The sequence below is a fragment of the Staphylococcus piscifermentans genome (assembly GCF_900186985.1).
Taxonomy (GTDB): domain Bacteria; phylum Bacillota; class Bacilli; order Staphylococcales; family Staphylococcaceae; genus Staphylococcus; species Staphylococcus piscifermentans.
The window spans coordinates 790,786-812,199 of record NZ_LT906447.1 but is presented as its reverse complement, the minus strand read 5'-3'; the positions used below and the strand labels follow the sequence as shown (position 1 = coordinate 812,199).

At 38.2% G+C, this 21,414-nt stretch carries 21 protein-coding genes and 1 riboswitch; of the genes, 3 read left to right on the top strand and 18 right to left on the bottom strand.

The window, feature by feature from the left end:
* Position 1: 1 nt before the first annotated feature.
* A riboswitch (SAM riboswitch) is annotated at positions 2-101 on the bottom strand.
* Between the two features lie 88 nt (positions 102-189).
* From CKV71_RS03385 to CKV71_RS03355, 7 genes are all read right to left on the bottom strand, one after another.
* On the bottom strand, positions 190-801 hold the full coding sequence (locus tag CKV71_RS03385) for a flavin reductase family protein (RefSeq protein ID WP_095103866.1): 612 nt from the start codon (positions 799-801) through the stop codon (positions 190-192).
* A gap of 181 nt (positions 802-982) precedes the next feature.
* Positions 983-1,864, bottom strand: coding sequence for an SDR family oxidoreductase (locus tag CKV71_RS03380; protein WP_095103864.1), 882 nt, complete (start codon positions 1,862-1,864; stop codon positions 983-985).
* 69 nt (positions 1,865-1,933) lie between these two features.
* On the bottom strand, positions 1,934-3,049 hold the full coding sequence (locus CKV71_RS03375; RefSeq protein ID WP_095103862.1) for an amidohydrolase: 1,116 nt from the start codon (positions 3,047-3,049) through the stop codon (positions 1,934-1,936).
* Positions 3,027-4,220, bottom strand: coding sequence for a SulP family inorganic anion transporter (locus CKV71_RS03370; RefSeq protein ID WP_095103860.1), 1,194 nt, complete (start codon positions 4,218-4,220; stop codon positions 3,027-3,029). The genes CKV71_RS03375 and CKV71_RS03370 overlap by 23 nt, the downstream gene beginning before the upstream one ends.
* 144 nt (positions 4,221-4,364) lie before the next feature.
* Positions 4,365-5,627 carry an imidazolonepropionase gene (gene hutI, locus CKV71_RS03365; RefSeq protein WP_095103858.1) on the bottom strand — a complete coding sequence of 421 codons (1,263 nt, stop codon included), beginning with the start codon at positions 5,625-5,627 and terminating at the stop codon, positions 4,365-4,367.
* Positions 5,620-7,308, bottom strand: a complete 1,689-nt coding sequence (gene hutU, locus CKV71_RS03360) for a urocanate hydratase (protein ID WP_095103856.1) — start codon at positions 7,306-7,308, stop codon at positions 5,620-5,622. The genes hutI and hutU overlap by 8 nt, the downstream gene beginning before the upstream one ends.
* Before the next feature lie 31 nt (positions 7,309-7,339).
* Complete coding sequence (locus CKV71_RS03355; protein WP_231917561.1) at positions 7,340-8,665, bottom strand: YjiH family protein; 1,326 nt, start codon at positions 8,663-8,665, stop codon at positions 7,340-7,342.
* 596 nt (positions 8,666-9,261) lie between these two features.
* Between CKV71_RS03355 and CKV71_RS03350 the strand changes: the two genes are divergently transcribed.
* Entirely contained in the window at positions 9,262-10,140 is an 879-nt protein-coding gene (locus CKV71_RS03350; RefSeq protein ID WP_095103852.1) for a LysR family transcriptional regulator, read from the top strand.
* Positions 10,141-10,800: 660 nt separating this feature from the next.
* On the opposite strand, the gene hutG is transcribed toward CKV71_RS03350, so the two are convergent.
* A complete protein-coding gene (hutG, locus tag CKV71_RS03345) occupies positions 10,801-11,730 on the bottom strand; it encodes a formimidoylglutamase (RefSeq protein ID WP_095103850.1) in 930 nt (309 codons plus the stop codon).
* 393 nt (positions 11,731-12,123) lie between these two features.
* On the opposite strand from hutG, the gene CKV71_RS03340 reads away from it, so the two are divergent.
* On the top strand, positions 12,124-13,191 hold the full coding sequence (locus CKV71_RS03340; protein WP_095103848.1) for a peptidoglycan release complex CPBP-like subunit SdpC: 1,068 nt from the start codon (positions 12,124-12,126) through the stop codon (positions 13,189-13,191).
* Positions 13,192-13,237: 46 nt separating this feature from the next.
* Here the strand turns inward: CKV71_RS03340 and CKV71_RS03335 are convergent, their stop codons facing one another.
* The 9 genes from CKV71_RS03335 to CKV71_RS03295 all read right to left on the bottom strand — a co-directional run bounded on the left by CKV71_RS03335 (position 13,238) and on the right by CKV71_RS03295 (position 19,924).
* On the bottom strand, positions 13,238-13,921 hold the full coding sequence (locus CKV71_RS03335) for a ribose 5-phosphate isomerase A (RefSeq protein WP_095103846.1): 684 nt from the start codon (positions 13,919-13,921) through the stop codon (positions 13,238-13,240).
* Positions 13,922-13,947: 26 nt separating this feature from the next.
* The gene (locus CKV71_RS03330) at positions 13,948-14,961 is read right to left on the bottom strand and encodes an aldose epimerase family protein (protein ID WP_095103844.1); all 1,014 of its coding nucleotides are present in this window, start codon (positions 14,959-14,961) and stop codon (positions 13,948-13,950) included.
* 37 nt (positions 14,962-14,998) lie between these two features.
* Positions 14,999-15,325, bottom strand: coding sequence for a YnfA family protein (locus CKV71_RS03325; RefSeq protein ID WP_095103842.1), 327 nt, complete (start codon positions 15,323-15,325; stop codon positions 14,999-15,001).
* 121 nt (positions 15,326-15,446) lie between these two features.
* Positions 15,447-16,679 (bottom strand): ABC transporter permease, encoded by a 1,233-nt coding sequence (locus CKV71_RS03320; RefSeq protein ID WP_095103840.1) that lies wholly within the window; start codon positions 16,677-16,679, stop codon positions 15,447-15,449.
* On the bottom strand, positions 16,672-17,571 hold the full coding sequence (locus tag CKV71_RS03315; protein WP_095103838.1) for an ABC transporter ATP-binding protein: 900 nt from the start codon (positions 17,569-17,571) through the stop codon (positions 16,672-16,674). Before CKV71_RS03315 ends, CKV71_RS03320 begins: the two co-directional genes overlap by 8 nt.
* A 121-nt stretch (positions 17,572-17,692) precedes the next feature.
* The gene (locus CKV71_RS03310; RefSeq protein ID WP_157738587.1) at positions 17,693-18,415 is read right to left on the bottom strand and encodes a DUF3169 family protein; all 723 of its coding nucleotides are present in this window, start codon (positions 18,413-18,415) and stop codon (positions 17,693-17,695) included.
* The gene (locus CKV71_RS03305) at positions 18,408-18,614 is read right to left on the bottom strand and encodes a helix-turn-helix transcriptional regulator (RefSeq protein ID WP_095103834.1); all 207 of its coding nucleotides are present in this window, start codon (positions 18,612-18,614) and stop codon (positions 18,408-18,410) included. Before CKV71_RS03305 ends, CKV71_RS03310 begins: the two co-directional genes overlap by 8 nt.
* A gap of 141 nt (positions 18,615-18,755) precedes the next feature.
* Positions 18,756-19,370, bottom strand: a complete 615-nt coding sequence (locus CKV71_RS03300; RefSeq protein WP_095103832.1) for a DUF805 domain-containing protein — start codon at positions 19,368-19,370, stop codon at positions 18,756-18,758.
* Positions 19,355-19,924, bottom strand: coding sequence for a DUF805 domain-containing protein (locus tag CKV71_RS03295; RefSeq protein WP_095103830.1), 570 nt, complete (start codon positions 19,922-19,924; stop codon positions 19,355-19,357). Before CKV71_RS03295 ends, CKV71_RS03300 begins: the two co-directional genes overlap by 16 nt.
* 300 nt (positions 19,925-20,224) lie before the next feature.
* On the opposite strand from CKV71_RS03295, the gene CKV71_RS03290 reads away from it, so the two are divergent.
* Positions 20,225-20,845 carry a DNA-3-methyladenine glycosylase gene (locus tag CKV71_RS03290; protein ID WP_095103828.1) on the top strand — a complete coding sequence of 207 codons (621 nt, stop codon included), beginning with the start codon at positions 20,225-20,227 and terminating at the stop codon, positions 20,843-20,845.
* A 43-nt stretch (positions 20,846-20,888) separates the two neighbouring features.
* Here the strand turns inward: CKV71_RS03290 and nrdG are convergent, their stop codons facing one another.
* Positions 20,889-21,413 carry an anaerobic ribonucleoside-triphosphate reductase activating protein gene (nrdG, locus tag CKV71_RS03285; protein WP_095103826.1) on the bottom strand — a complete coding sequence of 175 codons (525 nt, stop codon included), beginning with the start codon at positions 21,411-21,413 and terminating at the stop codon, positions 20,889-20,891.
* Between the last annotated feature and the right edge of the window lies 1 nt (position 21,414).

The window sequence follows — 21,414 nt, the reverse complement described above, 5'->3', positions numbered from 1 at the left end:
ATTCTTATCTCTTAGCAATCGATTGCTACGGGACTTGGCACACGCGTTTCCATGTTGCCGAGGCTTCAAAGTGCCCTTCACTCCACCTCTCTTGATAAGCACTATTTATTTTTAAATTGTGAATCTTTTTAAACTTATCACGCTCAACGGCTTGCGTCAATTATCTGAAGGTTAACTTTTGTTAAGCATTTATTCAGTCGGTCGTTGAATCGTAAATTCTTCGCCTAGTTTCACATAATCGTTTCCTGCTAAACGTCCTACAGGCTGCAAGGCTTGCACATTAATCTTGAATGGATCCATATAAACCGCATCGTCAATATGATATTGTACCACGCGTCCGATGATTAAATCGTTACCTGTTTCATCATCGCCTAATTCAATGAGACGGTCTAATTTGCATTCGAAGCGGATACTTGCCCCTTCAATTGCAGGGACGTCGACTACAGTGGAAGGAATTGTTTTAAAGTCTGTCCGTTTTAATTCATTTTCTGTCGGTGCAATAGGTGCGGCTGTTTGGTTGATTCCTTCAATCATGGAAAGTTGTGAAATATGCACCACAAACTCACCCATCGTCTCAATGTTGACAGATGTATCTTTGCGTTTGCCGTTCATACGTGCCGTCGAAATCATAATCATCGGCGGTTCACTGCTTACTACATTAAAAAAACTGAAAGGCGCTGCATTAAGATTGCCTTCTTTATCTTGAGAAGTCACGAAAGCGATAGGACGCGGTAATACGCTTCCGCTCAATAATTTATAATTATCTTTCTGCGTTAACTCGTTTGGATCGAATTGTTTCATACGCTCACCTCATTTTATTTATAATTGGTAGTTTTATAGTAGGAAAAATCAGCTCTAATTGCTAATGACTTGTTCATGATGACTCGCCCTTCCCCATTCAAAAACCCCCGGCTTCTGTTGCCGAGGGGGAAATAGTTAAGACGGGGCTGCGCTTCTAAGGTTTCTTTTCCAGAGCAGCAGTTTAATTAATTTGTTTACCGCCTGTTACACCATAGACTTGTCCTGTTGTATAGCTGGATTCGTCTGAGGCTAAAAGAACGTAGGTGCTGGCTAATTCAACAGGTTGACCTGAGCGTCCCATCATGGATTGTTGACCGAATTCTGGAATTTTATCTTGCGGTTGTCCACCTGAGATTTGTAATGGTGACCAGAATGGACCTGGCGCGACTGAATTGACACGGATGCCTCTTTCGATTAATTCTTTCGCAAGGCTCTTAGTCAAGGAAATAATCGCTGCTTTGGTTGCGGCATAGTCATGCAATAATGGATTCGGATCGTAACCTTGAATAGAAGTTGTTGTTGTAATTGTACCGCCTGGTTTCAAGTATTCTAAAGCCTTTTGCGTAGTCCAGAAGATGGGATAGACGTTCGTTTCAAAGGTATTCGTGAAATCTTCTGTTTTGAAGTCTTCGAATTTCTCATGGTATTGCTGATAGCCTGCCACCATTGTGACATTATCTAATCCGCCTAGACGGTCATTTGCATATTCTACGAGTTCATAGTTGAAATCTTCGTTCGTAATATCGCCCGGTAGTAAGAAAACTGTGCCGCCTTTATCTTCGATGACACGTTTCACATCTTGTGCATCATCTTCTTCTTTCGGATGATAATTGATAACAACAGATGCACCTTCTCTAGCATAAGCGATTGCTACAGCGCGTCCGATAGCTGAGTCGCCACCAGTTACTAACATTTTCAAGCCTTCTAAACGACCATGTCCAACGTAAGACTCCTCACCACAATCGGGTTTCGGTTCCATATCTTTTTGCAGACCTGGCCAAGGTTGTTCTTGTTTAGGAAAATCTTTATCTGTAAATTTTTTGCGTGGATCTGGAAGTGCCATTTCTATCACTCCTAATAAGATTTGATAGTTTTGTTATACCCTGCCTTTAAAATTCCATTCATGATTACATTAAAATAACTTTTGAATTAATTTAACAAGATAATCAGGCGCTGTTTCCAAAATTCGTTCATCCGGTTGATACTTCGGATGATGCAGGTCGTAGTCGCTTTCGGAACCGATAAATGCAAACACTCCAGGTACAGTATCGCTCAGTGCTGAAAAATCTTCTCCGATTGTTTTCGGTTCTCCGAGGATTTGAACACTATAGCCCGTTTCTTCAGCCGCTTCAACCGCCTTCTCTGTCAATGCTTCATCGTTTATTACAGCATTCGGCAAATGAATATATTCCAATTCAATATTCGCGTCAAACGCTTTAGCAATTCCTGCACATAAATCTTGCAAGCGTTCCTCTGCCTTTGCTCTCGTTGCAGCATTAAAGGTACGCACTGTGCCCTGCATATACGCTTGGTCCGGAATCACATTCCACGTATTACCTGCTGAGACTTCGCCAATCGTTACCACCGCTGAATCAAATGCCGAGACATTACGACTGACAATCGATTGAATACTAGTCATCAATTGTCCTAAGATAATCATCGGGTCATTGCTTTCCTCAGGTTTCGCAGCATGACCCCCTTTGCCTTGAATATGTATCGCAAAGCGGTCTACCGCTGAAGTCATCGCACCCGACTTAATCGCAAACTCGCCCACTTTCAAAGTCGGATCATTATGAAAGCCCGTGACTGCTTTCACCCCGTCAAGTACACCCGCTTCCACCATCTGCTGTGCTCCGCTTCCTACTTCTTCAGCCGCTTGGAACAAAATCCGCACCCGTCCTGGCAACTCCGCTTCTCGCGCTTTCAACTCCATTGTCGCCGCTAAAATAGTTGCCATGTGAATATCATGGCCGCAAGCATGCATCACACCCTCAGCAGACGAGCGGATTTCACTGTCAACTTGCTCTAATATCGGCAACGCATCGATATCCGTACGCAATGCTACAACCTTCTCGCCTTGCCCTACCTCTGCGACCAGACCCGTTTGCAGAGGATAATCCACAATTTTAATCTCATGTTCCTCTAATATTTTTCTTAGACGCTTCGTTGTTTCAAACTCTGCATACGACACTTCCGGGTACCGGTGAAACACACGTCTCCATTCCTTAACTTGATTGATGTCTGTCATCTTTCCCACTTCCTTTTCCGAAAAAATAAAACACTAGATAGATGGCTGTACCAGAGAGTACGCCGAACGCTAAGTTATTCGTGGCCAAAGTGACCACCATAGTTATTAAAATCGTTGCGGTATTACGTACAGGTGCTGCTTTAATCGCAATCCAAGTTCTTCTGTCAAATGTATTGAAAGCAATAGATACTAATACAGTGGCCAATACGACCATAGGAATTAAAGATATAACTGGACCTAGCACATAGATGGTAAGCAATAAGAAGAAAGCCGTGACTAAAGTTGAAAAACGTGCGGTCGCCCCGATTTTCACATTAAATTTAGATTGACCTACTAAAGCACTGCCCCCAAATCCTCCGAACAATCCAGAAGCAAAATTCGCTAACCCTTGAGCCGCGGATTCTTGATTCTCATTACTTCTTACATTCGTCAATACATCTAAAGCCTTGGCAGTCAACAGCGATTGCAGTGTTCCTACTATCGCCATTGTCAATCCATAGCCCAAGATAATGCCTAATGCATGAGTATGTGTGAAGAGCGGCAGCACTTCCCACTGCACTTTCGGGATGACCACATGGATATCAGCTAAATCATGGACATATTTCAAGTTCGGATGCAGTGTATGCGCTACAAGCGTCAGCACGACAATAGAAATCAGCGGTGCGGGAATAAATCTGATCCAGCGCGGTACTAGCCAAATAATTAAAAATGATAATACTGCAAAGATATAAGTAGCAGTTGAAATACCAAAGATGCTTGGAAATTGTGATGACATTAATAGAAGTGCGAGTGCATTCATAAATCCAATAACTACCGCTACTGGAATGCGATCGATTAATCGACTTACTTTAAAAACGCCGAATAACATTTGCAGCACACCCATTACCATACTGGCAGCAATTAAATACATAGGTCCATGACTAGCGACGAGAGGTGCGGCCACCAACGCAATGCCGCTGCTAGGTCCGGTAATCATCAACGTACGGCCTGCAGTAAAACTTAAAACCACCATCATAATTCCCATACTTAATAATCCGATAGAAGGATTCATTCCGACGATAAATGAGTAAGCAATCGCACCAGGCAAAGCTGAAAGGGCAATTAAGATACCTGCAAATATATTATCTTTCACGCTTCCTTGCCATTCTTCAGCATAACTTTCAATTCTCACGACTGCTCTCTCCTTCTCTTTCTGTATTCCTATATCTTAACATAATTGTCAGAATATTTTAGACATCAGTGCCTATAAAATAAAAAGAGAACTGCAATACTTGTCAGTTCAAGTACTGCAGTCCTCGTTATTTTTACTTAATGATTAAGCTTTGCTTTTTTCAGATTCAGTATTAACTTTGATAGTATTATCGATAAATAATTCTCCATCTTTATAAACATTTTCAGCATGGTTGATACCATAATGATAAAGAATATATTCATAGTTTGGCGCATCCCAGATAACAAAGTTTGCATCGTCGCCAGTTTCTAACGTACCTGCATCTGCATCAATTGCTTTTGCAGCGTTCACTGTAACTGCATTCCAAACTTCATTTGGAGATAATTTCAATTTCAAGCTGGCAATTGTCATTACCAATTGAAGATTGTTCGTCACGTTACTACCTGGGTTGAAGTCTGATGCAATTGCAATGGCACCGTTATTATCAATCATACCACGTGCATCTGCATAACCTTCTTTATCAAGGTAGAACGTTGTACCTGGTAATAACACAGCGACTGTATTACTATCATGCAACGCTTTTTTATCTTCTTCACTAGAAGCCACTAAGTGGTCGCCAGAAATCGCGTTTTCTTCAATTGCTAGACCTAAGCCGCCTAAAGGATCGATTTCATCTGCATGAATTTTCACATCAAATCCTGCATCTTTAGCTGCTTGCATATATTTTCTAGATTCTTCTACTGAGAACACACCTGTTTCACAGAAGATATCCGCGAAGTCAGCATATTGTTTCATTTCAGGCAGCAAGTCAATCATTTCTTGCAAGAATGCTTCACTAGATTCCGCTTCTTCAGGTACCGCATGCGGTCCTAAGAAAGTGTGTTTCATTGTAATACCATATTTATCTTCTAGTTCATGAGATACTTTTAATTGTTTCAATTCGTTCTCTTTATCTAAGCCGTAACCACTTTTACTTTCTACAGTCAAGACACCATAAGACATGATTTCACGTAAGGCTTTGTCCGTTTTCTTGAATAATTCTTCCTCAGTTGCTTCACGTGTCGCTTTCACTGTAGATAGAATACCGCCACCTTGTTCTAAGATTTCCAAGTAAGAAGCGCCTTGACGTTTTAATGCCATTTCATGTTCTCTAGAACCGCCGAAGACTAAATGCGTGTGTGCATCTACCAATGCTGGTGAAATAACTTTGCCAGTTGCATCAATCGTTTCTTTACCTTGATATTCATCTGAATGCGGGCCGGCGTATACAACTTTACCGTTATCTACCACTACTGTACCGTCTTCTACTACATTCAATTGATCAAGCTCTTTACCTTTTAAGGGTTTATCTGTTTTTTTCGGTAAAATTAATTGTGCAATATTTTGGATTACTAAATCATTACTCATGAGAATCTTGCTCCTTTAACATTGGAATATCGACACCTTTTTCTTTCGCTGTTTCAATCGCAATTTCATATCCTGCGTCAGCGTGTCTTACTACACCCATACCCGGATCTGTAGTTAATACACGTTTCAAGCGTTCATCAGCTCGTTCAGAACCATCTGCGACAATTACCATACCTGCGTGTAATGAATAACCCATACCTACACCGCCGCCGTGGTGGAAGGAAATCCAAGAACCGCCAGCTGCTGTGTTAATTAAAGCATTCAAGATTGCCCAGTCGCCTACTGCATCTGAACCATCTCTCATGGATTCAGTTTCACGGTTTGGAGAAGCTACGGAACCTGAATCTAAGTGGTCACGTCCAATAACGATAGGCGCTGAAATTTCGCCATTACGTACCAGTTCATTTAATTTCAAGCCCATTTTTGCACGGTCGCCATAACCTAACCAAGCGATACGAGATGGTAAACCTTGGAATGCAATTTTTTCGTCTGCCATATCTAACCAACGCAATAATTTTTCATCTTCAGGGAAGAGTTCACGCATAGCTTCGTCAGCACGTTCGATATCTTTAGGATCGCCGCTTAATGCTGCAAAACGGAAAGGTCCTTTACCTTCACAGAACAACGGACGAATATACGCTGGAACGAAACCAGGGAAGTCAAAGGCATGTTCTTCACCTTCATCAAAGGCAACTTGACGAATGTTGTTACCATAGTCAAATGCAACTGCCCCGCGTTTTTGGAATTCTAACATTTCAGAAACGTGTTTTCTCATAGATTGGCAAGATAATCTCACATATTCTTCTGGATTTTCTTCACGTAATTTATCTGCTTCTTCCAGAGATAATCCTTCTGGAACATAACCGTTTAATGGGTCATGGGCTGAAGTTTGGTCTGTAATTACGTCAATTTTGAAATCACGTTTTAAGATTTCTTCATACACTTCTGGTGCATTGCCCACTAAGCCGATAGATAACGGTTTACCCGCTTCTTTAGCTTCTTGCGCTTTTTCTAAAGCTTCATCAAGTGAATGTGTGATAACGTCGCAATAGCGTGTTTCGATACGTTTTTCAATACGAGTCGGGTCTACATCTACACCGATGACTACCCCTTCATTCATTGTTACAGCCAATGGTTGCGCACCGCCCATACCACCTAATCCAGCAGTTAATGTAATTGTGCCTTTTAAAGAACCACCAAAGTGTTGATTGGCTAATTCTGCAAATGTTTCATAAGTTCCTTGTACGATACCTTGAGAACCGATGTAAATCCAGCTGCCGGCAGTCATTTGGCCGTACATCATCAAGCCTTTTTTATCTAACTCATGGAAGTGATCCCAGTTTGCCCATTTCGGCACTAGTACTGAGTTAGACAGCAATACGCGCGGTGCTTCTTTATGTGTCTTGAACACAGCTACCGGTTTACCTGATTGGACTAACATTGTTTCGTCATCTTCTAAACGACGTAATGTATCGACAATCGCATCAAATGCTTCCCAGTTTCTGGCAGCTTTACCGATACCGCCATAAACGACTAATTTATCAGGATGTTCTGCTACTTCTGGATCCAAGTTGTTGTACAACATTCGTAGTACCGCTTCTTGTTCCCATCCTTTACATTCAATTTCTAAACCTTTTTTCGCTTTGATTTGTCTGCCGTTTGCAGTTGCATCTTTAGTCATAATCAATCTCTCCTTTGTTTAAGTTCTTTTTTTAAAAAATAAGTAGAGCGAATGGAATCGCAATCAATAGTGTCAACGCCACACGAATAAACCAGATAAATACTAATTTCCACACTGGGATTTTAATATCTGTGGCCATAATACAAGGTACTAATGCAGAGAAGAAAATAATTGCAGAAATACTTGTAATTGCAGTTACAAATTTCACAGCCATTGTCGCTTTCACCGCGATTAATGACGGCAAGAACATTTCAATAATTGAGATTGCCGACGCTTTGGCCAACAATGCTTTATCACCTATCGGGAAGATATAGATAAATGGATAGAAAATGTAACTTAACCAATCAATAATCGGCGTGAAGTTTGCCAGTAATAACCCGACAAAACCGATGGATAGAATAGATGGTAAAATCGCCATCGTCATCTCAAGTCCATCTTTGACATTCAGCCAAATATTTTTCAGCAATGGAAGTGAATCATGTGATTGGCGTTTCGCTTCATCGTAAGCTGCTTTGAAACGACTGCCATCTACTTCCACTTCTTTATCGCCTTCTTGGCCTTCATAATATTCTTCTGATTCATTGCGAATCGGCGGTAAGTGTGCCGAAATAGCAGTTACTGCAAATGTAATCACTAAAGTACTCCAGAAGAATAAATTCCAGTGTTCCATTAAGCCTAATGTATTCGCTACGATAACCATGAAAGTAGCAGATACTGTTGAGAAGCCGGTTGCAATAATCACCGCTTCTTTCTTGTTATACATTCCATCTTTATATACACGGTTCGTAATCAACAATCCTAATGAGTAACTCCCTACGAAAGAAGCCACTGCATCAACCGCTGATTTACCCGGCGTCTTGAATAATGGACGCATAACCGGCTGCATCAAAACCCCGATGTATTCTAGTAAACCGTAGCCTACTAATAATGAAAGTGCGACTGCACCAATCGGAATCAAAATACTTAATGGCAACATCAGTTTGTCGAATAAAAACGGACCGTAATCTTGTTTGAACAGTAATGCTGGACCAAATTTAAATACATACATGATACCAATGACTGCTCCAAGTACTTTAAAAAGTACAATAATAAAGTCAGTGACTGACTTCTTGAAATCTTGTCTGACGATCGGCAAGCCTGCCCCGGCTAAAATTAATAGCAATGCCACATAAGGCATGGCCGGACCGAGCAGCTGTCGCACCCATAAGTGCACATGGTCTACGAGAATCGTGTTCGTGCCGCCGATAGTTACCGGAACGAAGAAACAAAGAATTCCAATAAAGCTGAATACGTAAAACCGCCACATTTTTACCCCTTTTTCACTTTGAGCGGGTTGCGTATCAGATTGGAGTTCCATCTCTTCAGATAGTAAGTTTGCTTCAGTTTTCATACTTGACACCCCTTTGTTTTACAAGCATGTGAAAGCTGTCTGATTATGATTGAACCTAGATGACTTAAGCTCCATATCATACTATTCACTGAATCTTATATATAGTTGTCGATGTGCTGCAAGCAATGAAAGCATCTTTCCCCTTCGATGCATCACTTGCTTTAAAAAATCCTATTAATCATTTCTCCCTGCAAAAGATGGCAAGCGGATATCACTTAAGGAAAATTGATAGAAATGAAGTTTGCTTCAATATCATCTCAAATTGCCATTTCAATTTAATAATAGAAATAAAATTCATTTCTTGAATTTTCCAAATATTCAATCTGTAATAAAATGTAATATCCCTTGCATCACAATTTAAGTATAATATGCTACGATATAAGCATCAAATATAAATAAACTAATTATTTATAGTTTCAAGCTATAAATCTAGTTTGTTACTGAAATAAAAGCACTTCTAAGCTAGTTGCTATGTAAAAATTTATTACATATTTTTTCAGTTTTCTTTATAATTTTAATTACCAATACACATTTATTTTTTAATGAAGGGGTGGGATGTTCGGATGAAAATTATGCAATTAGAGTATTTTTTAGCGGTCGTCCGCTACAACAGTTTCACGCGTGCTGCTCAATTCTTGCATATCAGTCAGCCCTCTTTGACTACTGCAATTAAAAAGATGGAAGCAGACCTAGGTTATCCGCTATTTATCAGAACAACTAAAGAGTTGAAAATTACTGAAAAAGGCATTCAGTTTTATAAATATGCTCAATCTTTAGTAAATCATTATCACAAAACGTTGGATCGCATGTATGATTTGAATATTTCTGATGAGCCGCGACTCAAACTTTCAATATTGGAGTCTACGAGTCCTTGGGTCGCATTAGTGATTCAGCAGCACCACAAGACTTATCAAAAACAACGCTACCAGATCATAGAGCAACATAATATGGAAAGCATTATTTCCAGTTTATTGAATTTCGATGTACATTTCGCTCTCTCAAATGAAAAAATAGATCGTGATACCATCGTTTCTGTTCCACTTTATAACGAACCTTATGTATTAATTGCACCCAAAGACACGATTGAAAGTACTACTCAAAAAGCAACTGACTTACAACATCTTCCATTGATTTTAACTAACCGTCAATATCAAGTCAGAAAACATTTGGATGAGTATTTCAAACAAATGAATATCCATCCTAATATTGTATTAGAAGTAGATCGTTTCGAAACGGCTACTACTATGGTACACAGAGGCTTAGGCTATGCTATTATTCCGCGTTTTTACTATCAATCTTTTTCAGCCAATCAACTGAGTGCTATTAAGATTACACCGATTATTGAACGCACGATTTATATCAATTACTTGGAACAACGGAAATTGTCGGAAATTGCGAAGACTTTGATTGATGAATGTATTAATTATTGGAAGATACAGTAGATGAGTGGAGATTTGGGAGCAGGAGCGGAGGGGGTGGTGGATGACCTGATAAGCTAGTGGACGACCGGATGAGCTGGTGGGAATCTAGACACTACTTCGAAACTTGTGTCCAGATTACACCCTTTTCTAGACACTTCTCTGAATCTTGTGTCTAGATTACATGCTTTTCTAGACACTTCTCTGAATCTTGCGTCTAGATTACATGCTTTTCTAGACACTTCTCTGAATCTTGCGTCTAGATTACATGCTTTTCTAGACACTTCTCTGAATCTTGCGTCTAGATTACATGCTTTTCTAGACACTTCTCGGGAACATGTGTCTAGATTACATGCTTTTCTAGACACTTCTCTGAATCTTGTGTCTAGATTACACCCTTTTCTAGACTGGCAGTAGCTATCTGAATAGAAAATGCGCTTGTTCCAAGCTTTTTCCTATTCTAGTTAGCCTTGCGGGGGTGGGAAGACGAAATAATTTTATCCAAAATTATTTCTGTCCCTCTTCCTTCTCAAAAACTTATGTCCAGATTACACCCTTGCACCTTACATCTTCCCCCTCTCCATTATCCTACTTTTCCAACACCAACTCCGTCAACATCGCCGCTACTACATAAAAAACGGACTACCCCGACAGGCAGTCCGCTGTTATATTCTATATCAAAAATTAATGAATAAAGTTATGCAAGAAGAGTGCAACTAATTTCGCAGTCCGATTATCCATATCATATAACGGATTTGTTTCAGCCACACTGATTGAAACAAGTTTCGGATGTCCGACAATACGTCGAGATAATTCTAAAATAATATGTGGTGTTAATCCATTGACTGCCGGGGCACTCACACCTGGAGCAAATGCACTATCTACAACATCCATACAAATTGTAAACATGATAACATCATGGCGATTAATAAAATGGTCGATTTTATCTTTGATGGTAGGTGAAATTTCATGCAAAATTTCGTCCGCAGTCACATATTCAATACCACGTTCTTCAGCATAATCAAATAAATGTTTCGTATTGCTTGCAGATTGAATACCCATAACGAAATAGTCAGCATTATCGTCGCTTTCAAGAATTTGTCTGAAGCTTGTGCCTGAAGTTGAAGATTCAGCTTCACGCGTGTCAAAGTGAGCATCAATGTTTATCACACCAATTGAAGCATCAGGATACGCTTTACGCATCGCTAAATATTGCGCATAAGCAATGTCGTGTCCCCCACCGACTAAGAAAGAATAATTGTGATTTTTAAACATTTTTGCAGCTAATTCTGCATATTCTTCTTGCGTATCAATTAAATGGTCATGATCATGGTACACATTGCCATAGTCGTATACCGGACATGGTGTTAAAACAGATAAGTTGCCGAATGCTTTTCTGATAGCGTCAGGACCTTCTTGTGCCCCGACACGTCCGTTATTCAGCTCTACTCCTTTATCTACTGCATATCCTAAGATGCCCGTTCCTGCTTTTTCGTCTACTTTCGTCTCATTGATATCTTTCAATTCAATTGTTTGGAAGTGGCGAAATTGCGATTTATCTGTCTCACTATCCACTCTGCCTTGCCATAAATCTGGATTGGCCTGTTTGTACATATCCATATCCTCCTTAAAATCATCATCAAATTAAGTATAAGTGCTTATTTGCCTCGTTTCAATCACAGAAACCCATTTCAACTGTGCTAAGTAACTTCTACCCTTCTGTATCAACCATCAAAACGCTTTCATAGCAATAAGCTTGATACAACCTTTACAATGGTATTTCATTTCAAAGTCATTTGTTAACAAGTAATTTATTTCTGATTTATTCAGATGTATAATGCTAATAGGTGTTTATTCGTTTCCATACAGTAAATTATAAAAAGTAAAGCCGTCGTGAAGCGGTTTATTATTATTTCAACATCCGATTGAACACATTACTCAACAGTACAAAGCAACCATGAACTATTGTGTGGAATCACCGCGTACTTAATTGGAGGTTTCAAAAAAATGAATATGAAACGTATATCAGGTTTCCAATGGGCGATGACAATTTTTGTCTTCTTTGTACTTGCCTTTGCATTCCCATTGATTCTGAAAGATTTTCAAACAGCAGTACCATTCAAACGTTTTGTCTTTGATATGAGTACTCTGGCACCTTTCATTGCAGCTATTATCTGCATACTAGTATTTAAAAACAAACGTGCTCAAATCGCGAGTTTAAAACTCTCACTCAGTTTCAAAGTTATTGAAAGATTATTATTGGCAATGATTTTGCCGCTTATTATTCTTATAATCTGCATGTTCATCTTTAACACATATGCAGACAGCTTTATCATTTTACAATCAAAAAATTTATCCGTTTCCATATGGACTATTTTAATCGGGCATTTATGCATGGCGTTTTTTGTAGAATTCGGTTTCCGTTCTTATTTACAAAACATCGTTGAAACGAAAATGAATACCTTCTTCGCTTCTATTATAGTAGGTGTTTTATACGCGATCTGGAATGTTAATACTACATATTCAATAGAATATACACTCTATAATCTGCTCTATAGTTTTGCATTCTCAATGATTATCGGTGAACTCATCCGCGCAACTAAAGGACGTACCATTTACATCGCAGTGGTCTTCCACGCTCTCATGTCCTTTGCACTCGTCTTTTTCTTCAGTGAAGAAGTCGGCGATTTATTCTCAATGAAAGTAATCGCCCTAAGTACAGCAGCAGTTGCAGCCGCCTTTATTATCCTAAGTTTAATTATCCGTGCTGCACTTTACTACTTTACTAAAGACTCATTAGAAGAAGTCGATCCGGATAACTATCTCGACTATCCGAAAGACCCAGAAGACGATGACATCAAGACTTCATCCGCAGCTGAACAACAAGCGAAAGAAGATACAGACCCTGAAAACACTTCTGCAGAAAAAGAAAACCTTGAAGAGGCTCCTGAAGCAGAGAGCCATCCTACTTCTACTGCCGTCGAAGATGCAGAAGAAGAAATCAAACAATCAGAAGAAAATACGAATCCAAACAACAAACGCTCTACATTTTCAAAGAAAAATCAACGACGTTAAATTAAAAAGCTGATGCAGTTCCTTCTGCATCAGCTTTTCTTATATCTTAAGCTCTATCTAAAATTTTAACTCCGTCTTGTGTGCCGATAATAACGCGATCAGCCACGTCAAGGAAATATCCCGTCTCTAAGACACCTGTTAAATGAATCAAGTATTCATGCATAGCGTACGCATCTGTATTCGGAAGCAGTTCAACGTCTAAGATATAATTACCATTATCTGTAACAAATGGAATATCTTCCACATTTCGGCGTGAGACTTGCGCTTGTGTATCACGTGTAATTTTTTTCGCCACCAGCATCCAATTGAACTTATCAACTTCAACTGGCAGTTTGAAAGTTTGTCCGAGATAATCGACAAATTTTGTCTCGTCAGCAATGACCACAAAACGTTCTGCCAAATCATCAATAACTTTTTCACGAAAGAGTGCTCCACCGCCACCCTTAATCAAGTTTAAGTCAGCATCAAACTCATCCGCACCATCAATGGCCACATCAATATAGTCGACATCATTTACATCTACTATCTTAATACCAAGCTCTTTTGCTAGTAATGCAGTTTTATTCGAAGTGCACACTCCGATGATATGTGTTCCTGTATTTAGCAGTTCTGCAATTCGGGGCAATAATAATTCAATAGTGCTTCCTGTACCAATGCCCACTACCATGCCATCTTTAATTTCTGCGACTGCATCCTCAACAGTTTTTAATTTCAAAGCTCTTATATCCATGCTGAATACTCCTTGTCTTCAATTTACTACAGTTTTTCAATAATTTGGTAGGTTGTTCGAGAATAAAATGCACGATCGTTCTGCAAAATGGATGGTGCATCCTTACCTTGAATATTGATATCGTTCGGTAAACTTTGGGCCTCTAGGGTAAATCCAGAATGTGGTTTGTAGATATTCATATCACTGTCCCACTCACTCGTATCATTAAAAGTGAAGACCACCACATTCGGCATATCCGTCTGCATTTTTAAAAGAAATTGGCTGTTTTCAATCACTAATTCTTCACCGATAGAGAACGGATGGTCCAACCCATTATATTTATCTATCTGTGCTTTCAATTGAGGTGCTTCACTCTCAAATATTTCAGTCAGACGTATTTTATGTTTATCAAATAAATCTACTAAATCTAAAGGTGTACGTGCATCAGGCAGATTTTGCTCATTCAATAAATGCATGCCCAGTTTCTCGCTCGTAAAATAATGATTATCTACTTCTTTATTATCCCTATTCAAGTTGAAATAGACATGATTTGTCGGATTGAATAAAGTTGTTTGATCAGACTCTGCGTAATATTCAATCGTCCATCGATTATCAATATCATACGTATGTACAATCTTCAATTTAATATCGCCAGGGTAATGATCATCTGCTTCTTTAATCACTGTTGTGAAGATAATTTGAATGTAGCCGCCGTTTTCATCAATAATTTCGTAATCGAAGTAACGGTGGTCGATACCGTTTGAACCACCGTGCAGGTGATTCGGCGGATCATTTTGTTCTAATTGATATGTTTGGCCATCAAGGGTAAATTTACCGTCTGCAATGCGTCCGGCATAACGACCGACACTTGCGCCGAAGTAATAGGGGTTATCTTGATAGAATTCATCCGCTTCCACTACATTGCCTAAGACAATAATATTATCTTCATATTTCCACGTTACAATTCTTGCGCCATAATTCGTAAATACAATTTTTGTTTCGTCGTTATCAATCTTGATTAAATCGAGGCCGTTTCTTTGGTGCTCCACTTTCGTAAACATCATTTCAATACACCCTTTCCTAACTCACCGCTTCAAATCAGCTTCTGTCAGGCAGCAACATGATTAAGACACCGATAATGCAAACAATAGCGCCCAAAACATCATACTTATCTGGTGTCTGTTTATCAAATACGTATCCCCACAAGATACTCATCACAATAAATACTCCCCCGTAAGCGGTATAAACTCGGCTGAACGTCGGAAATACTTGAAAAGTTGCGACAATGCCATATGAAATTAAAAGGATACCTCCCAGTAATCCTAAGAGCGGTGATTGTGCTGTTCTCAACCATAACCAAATGAGATAACCACCGCCTATTTCACACAGCCCTGCTAAAATAAATATTAAAATTGGATAAACCATTCTATTTGCCACCTGTTTATTACTTTCCTCACTCTATATTTTAACAATAAGGCACACCGATGACTAGATACAATCTAGCAAAGGTGTGCCATTAGTTAACATTTGAACCTATTTTATACAATTATGACTTCTTAAATGCACGTTTTAATCCTTTAAAGAAACCTTTTTCAAAAGTAAGGACTGAATCTCGATAACTGCGAACCGCAATCCACAGTAAGAGTACCATTACAATCAGGGAAAGCAGAACACTGACAATAATTTCCCATAATTGCAGTTCTGGCGTAGAAGCTCTTAAGAACAATACAAACGGTGAAATCAATGGAATAAAACTTGTAATCTTAGTCAACGTCGTTTCAGGTGTATTCAAACTGAAGATGGCGATATAGAAAGCAATAAAACTTACTATCGTCATCGGCATTAACGCTTGGTTCATATCTTCAATCCGAGTAGCTAGTGAACCTAAAATCGTTCCTAAAATCGTATAAGAAATAATTCCGATTACCAGACAAATCACTCCGACAATTAATAATTGTATTGTAACATCGGTAATTTTCACATTGAATTTTTTAATGACATCTTTTAAATCGGATAGATAAATACTGATCACGCCGACAATGACAAAAATAAGTATTTGCGTAAAGGCCACAGCAATGATAGCTAATATTTTAGCTAATATATGTTTGACAGGTGAAATACTGGTAATCACCATTTCGATTACACGAGATGTCTTTTCAGTTGCCACTTCCATAGCGACTTGGTTAGCGTAGTTAATGATGATAAAGAACATCAACATAATACCTGCATATAAAATAATAATATTGGCTACTTTATCTTGTGCAGAAAGTTGTTGTGCATTCTTGCCGATTGCTTGAGATGTTACTTTGGATTTTTGTTGTAAAGCCTGAAGGTCTTTTGAACTTAAATTTACACTTTTAGCAATCGCTTGCGTTTGTATCGGTGTTAAGATGCTTTCTAATTTTTGTTCAGATTCATTTGAAACTGAATCTTTGCTGACAATTTTACCTTCTATTTGCTGACCTTTGAAAGAAATGATATAAGCTTTATCCAGTTTATCTTTTTTCACATCTTTAAGCGCTTGTTTCTCAGAGATATGCGTAAACTTTGTACCTTTATCTTCCATCTTCTCACTTTGCGATTTAACCATTTGATAAACTTGCTGATTATCTGTGACAATGCCAATTTTATCCGGTCCGCCACTGAACATATCGATAATTTTATTCGCATTCGCGCCACCGATAATAAGTAAGGCAATAATGACGGTCATAATAATAAAGGAACGGGATTTAATCTTATTCATATAAGTTAACGAGAAGGTTGCCCAGAATTTACTCATGAATATCACCTACCTTGTCGATAAAGATATCTTGAATAGAAGGTTCTAATACTTGGAAACGTTTAACAAATCCGCTTCTTGTCACTGCTTCATAGACACGTTCAGCTGCTGCTTGATTTTCTACTGTTAAAGTGATTTCTCGTTTGGAACGGTTCACTTGAGAGACTCCTTCTATTTCCTCTAATTCTGCTAGAGGTTTATCTGTCTCAATCACTACTTTTTTCAAATCAAATTGATCTTTAATAGATTGGATATCACCTTGCAGCACAAGGTTGCCGTTATTTAAAATACACACATCATCACAAAGCTCTTCAACGTGCTCCATTCGATGGGAACTGAAAATAATAGTCGTCCCCTCTTCATTCAAATCTTTTACAGCTGATTTCAACAGTTCCACATTTACTGGATCCAAACCGCTGAAAGGTTCATCCAAAATCAACAGCTCAGGGCGGTGCATGAGACTAGCGAGCAATTGAATTTTTTGTTGATTCCCTTTAGATAAAGCCTCTATTTTCTTCTCTTTATTTTCTATAATTTTAAAGCGATTCAACCAATAATCTAAAGCTTGATCAAAATCTTTTCTTGGCATTCCTTTCAAAGTAGCCAGATAACGTAATTCATCTTTAACCTTCATCTTGGGATGTAAACCGCGTTCTTCAGGCAGATAGCCTACTTTATTGAACATTTGCTCGCCCATCTTGTTGCCATTATATGTAATAGAACCTTCTGTCAATGGCGTTAAACCTAGTATCATGCGGAATGTTGTCGTCTTACCTGCACCGTTGCGGCCTAAAAATCCTAACATCTTGCCATTCTCTAGCGATAAAGAAATATCATTCACCACTGTTTTATCGCCGTATTTCTTAGTGACATCTTTTAATTCTAATGACATGCTCCTCATCTCCTTTGCGTGAATTGTTAAGTTTTAAATAATATAGAATACTTATCTTAATATTATCATAGTATTAAGACAACTCTATTGTTAATCTGGATATTTTCATAAACTTTCAATATTATTGATTGAAATATTTACCGATTTTGACATAGTAGAAAGTAATATTGAAAACGTAGAGTGCTAGTAATGAAAATAAGGCAATAGCCATATTGGCTCCTGTGATAATCGAACAGGCTGCTAAAATAATGATTAACATCATTAGAATTGAAATATTATATCGATAAATTTTAAACAACGCTTCATATGTGCAGTGTTTTTCGCCTTCATCCATAGCATTGATAAGCTTGTTAGTATATTCAGGATCATTATATTTTGGTAATCTGTCATCTATTTTTGTAATTTTTCGCGTATAACGGCTACTTAAATAGATACATATTAAAAAAGGAATAATTGTGATAAACCATACATTATTAAATGTGGATTGGAACAATGTAATGACTATAATATTAATCAAACTGAAAAATATAGAGATATACACCAACAAAGATGCATTGTAAATATTTTTATTAAATAAGAAATCATATTTATCGGCATAAATATCGCCATTTTCAATTTTAATTTTAAATTTTTCAGCATTATTTATTTTACTAATCATCAATGCACCAATAGCAGTAATAATAGCAGTTGTGAAAATGGTACTTACTATCGTACCTTGACTATTAATTATTCTGGGATAGTCGTTTTTTCCGAAGTACATAACACTATAACCAACTATAAAACCTGCTAGTGCAAATAATACAATTTTAAATAAAGAATGTATATTTCTCTTAACTTTACTCATAATCATCCTCCTCAAAAATAAAAATATCTTCAATCCGTTCTCCAAATATACGTGCTATTTTAGCTGCAGTAAGTACGGAAGGCATGAATTCATTTCTTTCAATCAAAGAGACTGTTTGACGTGAAATTCCTGCTTTTTTAGCGAGTTGTGTTTGGTTATAGCCGTCTCGTGCCCGCAATTCTTTAACGCGTGTTCTCATATTTCTAACCTCCGTTAACCACTATACTATATTATCTTTGTCATTTTGACAAGTATATTAGTCAAAATGACATCAATGATATTCAAAAAACTAATAAAAAAACGACTTCTTTATTGAAAAAGAAATCGTCTTTCAAGTCTATTATTCATAATGTGTGTGATGACTGCCAGTCGCTGACTCAGAATAGGATTTATGAGAAGTGGGTGCATGACCTTGCTCGAATTTTTTACCTGCAGGACCACGTCCGTATTTGTTGTCTTCTGGTTGACTAGGTAATAATGTAATTACAAAAATATAAACCGCCAAGGCAACGTAGATTAATAAAAATAGAACAACAAATATCCATAAAACACCATGGTGCTGTGCATCTGTTCTTACCATAGGGTTTATGAAGTTATATGAGATCGTAGCAACGATAAAACAAATGGGTACAGTCATTTTTCTTCCTGTATCATGAAATCGCCGAATTAATAACGCGATATTCGGTATCAGTGTTGCTACAAGTAAGAAAAGGTATAGTCCTGCACTAATCATAAAGATGATAGCTGAGTTGAGTGCTGCTGTCTTATGGCCATCAAACGAATTAGCGAACCAGTAAAAGAAAGATATAGTACTGCTTAATCCAAGCAACGAAAAAATAAGAAAATTCCATAGTGTCCACCACCAGAATTCAGCACGTCTGGCCCGCCCTTTAAAATTGAAATAATTTTTCCAAAAAAGCAAGAAGGCGCGACCGAAACCTACTCTTTTCTCCAATTTGCATCACCTGCCTGAACACGAGCGCTCCCTCTTACAAGACCATATTTATTGTCTCTCGGCTCACTCGGTAAAACAGTGATGACAAACATATAAATCGCAAAAGCCATGTAGCCCATCCAAATTAAGAATCCTAAAATGATAGACCAAGCTGCAGCATCAGAAGCATTGACTGCGAGAATCACTATAATGTATCCAATGATGGCATATCCTAAAAAGAAGAAATAAATTTTGGCTGATCTCCCAGTATCATGAAAACGACGGAACAATAATGCAATAGAAGGCAACAGCATTGCCAAGCCGATTAAAGTTGCTATAATCATCAGACCAAAATATATTAATGCGCCGATAGCTATCATGCCATCTGAACCATTTGCGCTGCCCGCTATCATTATACTCATACCGATAACTGCAATAATTGTGATGGGCAGAAAGATAATGAAACTCCACAAAGTCATAAACCAATATTCAGGACGTGTTGCACGTCCTTGAAAATTGACATAGTTCTTCCAAAAGAGCACAAAAGATTCCCCGAACCCTACTCGTTTTTCCATAAGAACGCCTCCTCGTATGTTAATTATCTCTTGTTACGTCAATTCAATATACCGTTAATATTGAATGAAAGACAATTTGTTTAAACATTAAGCATAATTATAAATTGACTTAAGTATTTATTATTATATTAACACAACACTTTGATTTATCTGATTTTCTAAATGATTTTTTTACAATATTTACAATCATCATCAGTGTTATACTTCAATTTTTCAAACACATTATTGTTATTATGATTAAAAATTGCTTAAAATAAATAACAAGTGTAAACGTAAATTTATGATACAAGGAGGCCAGTCATGGATTTTATCAATCGTACTACGCCAGAAATTGCGAAAGATTTATTAGGTGTCAAATTAACCTTTGATGATGGAGAAAATCAATTTTCAGGCTATATTGTAGAAACTGAAGCTTATCTCGGAGCAATCGACGAAGCGGCACATACTTATAACGGACGCCGAACGCCTCGTGTGCAATCGATGTATAAAGATGGAGGAACCGTCTACGCTCATGTTATGCATACGCATTTATTAATCAATTTAGTAACGCAACCTGCTGGTACCGCTGAAGGGATACTTATCAGAGCCTTAGAGCCTGAATTTATTACAGATCAAATGATAGAAAATAGAAATGGCAAAGAAGGCATCGATTTAACGAATGGTCCTGGCAAGTGGACACGTGCTTTCAATATGACGATGGAATTGGATGGCACGCGCTTAAATGAAGGACCGCTGTCCATTGATGTTGAGGCACGTAAACTACCTGTTTCTATCGTCGAAAGCCCACGTATCGGTGTTCCGAATAAAGGAGAATGGACACATAAACCGCTTCGCTTCACTGTTAAAGGTAATCCTTATGTCTCTCGCATGCGTAAATCTGAAATGACTGCACCAGAAGATACTTGGAAAAGTCAAAATTAAAACCGGCTGCAATTGGATTTAATTCCAATTCAACCGGTATTTTTTAATATTCAATAACAGTACAAGCTTTCAAAGAAGTTTGTACATCAATCACGCGTTGGTTCAATGAGCCTTTATAAGCTAAACCAGGTTGATAGAGCTGTTCCATAAACGGCCCATCCACGAGTACATCAATCTCTTTCAGCAATTCCCCTCTTCTGCCTGCTTTTTTCTGCAAAGCTTCAAAAATAAATCCAGACCAAATCCAAATAGATTTTTCATCACCGAATTTATTTCGAAAAGCCTGCACTATAGGTTCTACCGTATCTAGATTACAAAATGGTTCTCCGCCTAAAATACTTAAACCTGCGATATACGATGGGCTACACGCTTCAATAATGTTCACCAGCACCTCATGATTGAATGGTTCTCCATAAGTGAATTGCTGGGATGCCTGGTTATAGCAGCCTTTACAATTGAATGGACAACCAGATACATAGACGCTGCACCGTACGCCTTCTCCATCTGTAAAGCTTTCTCTTTCAATTTTAGCAATATAACCTTGTCCAGTTTCTAATTGTTCAAACATC

What these genes read in the sequence shown, in the direction of transcription:
- nrdG (WP_095103826.1), bottom strand. Translation starts at nt 21,413, where the DNA reads ATGTTTGAACAATTAGAAACTGGACAAGGTTATATTGCTAAAATTGAA.
- CKV71_RS03330 (WP_095103844.1), bottom strand. Translation starts at nt 14,961, where the DNA reads ATGTTTACGAAAGTGGAGCACCAAAGAAACGGCCTCGATTTAATCAAG.
- CKV71_RS03340 (WP_095103848.1), top strand. Translation starts at nt 12,124, where the DNA reads ATGAATATGAAACGTATATCAGGTTTCCAATGGGCGATGACAATTTTT.
- CKV71_RS03295 (WP_095103830.1), bottom strand. Translation starts at nt 19,924, where the DNA reads ATGGAAAAACGAGTAGGGTTCGGGGAATCTTTTGTGCTCTTTTGGAAG.
- CKV71_RS03385 (WP_095103866.1), bottom strand. Translation starts at nt 801, where the DNA reads ATGAAACAATTCGATCCAAACGAGTTAACGCAGAAAGATAATTATAAA.
- CKV71_RS03320 (WP_095103840.1), bottom strand. Translation starts at nt 16,679, where the DNA reads ATGAGTAAATTCTGGGCAACCTTCTCGTTAACTTATATGAATAAGATT.
- hutI (WP_095103858.1), bottom strand. Translation starts at nt 5,627, where the DNA reads ATGAGTAATGATTTAGTAATCCAAAATATTGCACAATTAATTTTACCG.
- CKV71_RS03325 (WP_095103842.1), bottom strand. Translation starts at nt 15,325, where the DNA reads ATGGTTTATCCAATTTTAATATTTATTTTAGCAGGGCTGTGTGAAATA.
- CKV71_RS03335 (WP_095103846.1), bottom strand. Translation starts at nt 13,921, where the DNA reads ATGGATATAAGAGCTTTGAAATTAAAAACTGTTGAGGATGCAGTCGCA.
- CKV71_RS03315 (WP_095103838.1), bottom strand. Translation starts at nt 17,571, where the DNA reads ATGTCATTAGAATTAAAAGATGTCACTAAGAAATACGGCGATAAAACA.
- CKV71_RS03310 (WP_157738587.1), bottom strand. Translation starts at nt 18,415, where the DNA reads ATGAGTAAAGTTAAGAGAAATATACATTCTTTATTTAAAATTGTATTA.
- CKV71_RS03290 (WP_095103828.1), top strand. Translation starts at nt 20,225, where the DNA reads ATGGATTTTATCAATCGTACTACGCCAGAAATTGCGAAAGATTTATTA.
- hutU (WP_095103856.1), bottom strand. Translation starts at nt 7,308, where the DNA reads ATGACTAAAGATGCAACTGCAAACGGCAGACAAATCAAAGCGAAAAAA.
- hutG (WP_095103850.1), bottom strand. Translation starts at nt 11,730, where the DNA reads ATGTACAAACAGGCCAATCCAGATTTATGGCAAGGCAGAGTGGATAGT.
- CKV71_RS03375 (WP_095103862.1), bottom strand. Translation starts at nt 3,049, where the DNA reads ATGACAGACATCAATCAAGTTAAGGAATGGAGACGTGTGTTTCACCGG.
- CKV71_RS03355 (WP_231917561.1), bottom strand. Translation starts at nt 8,665, where the DNA reads ATGGAACTCCAATCTGATACGCAACCCGCTCAAAGTGAAAAAGGGGTA.
- CKV71_RS03305 (WP_095103834.1), bottom strand. Translation starts at nt 18,614, where the DNA reads ATGAGAACACGCGTTAAAGAATTGCGGGCACGAGACGGCTATAACCAA.
- CKV71_RS03350 (WP_095103852.1), top strand. Translation starts at nt 9,262, where the DNA reads ATGAAAATTATGCAATTAGAGTATTTTTTAGCGGTCGTCCGCTACAAC.
- CKV71_RS03380 (WP_095103864.1), bottom strand. Translation starts at nt 1,864, where the DNA reads ATGGCACTTCCAGATCCACGCAAAAAATTTACAGATAAAGATTTTCCT.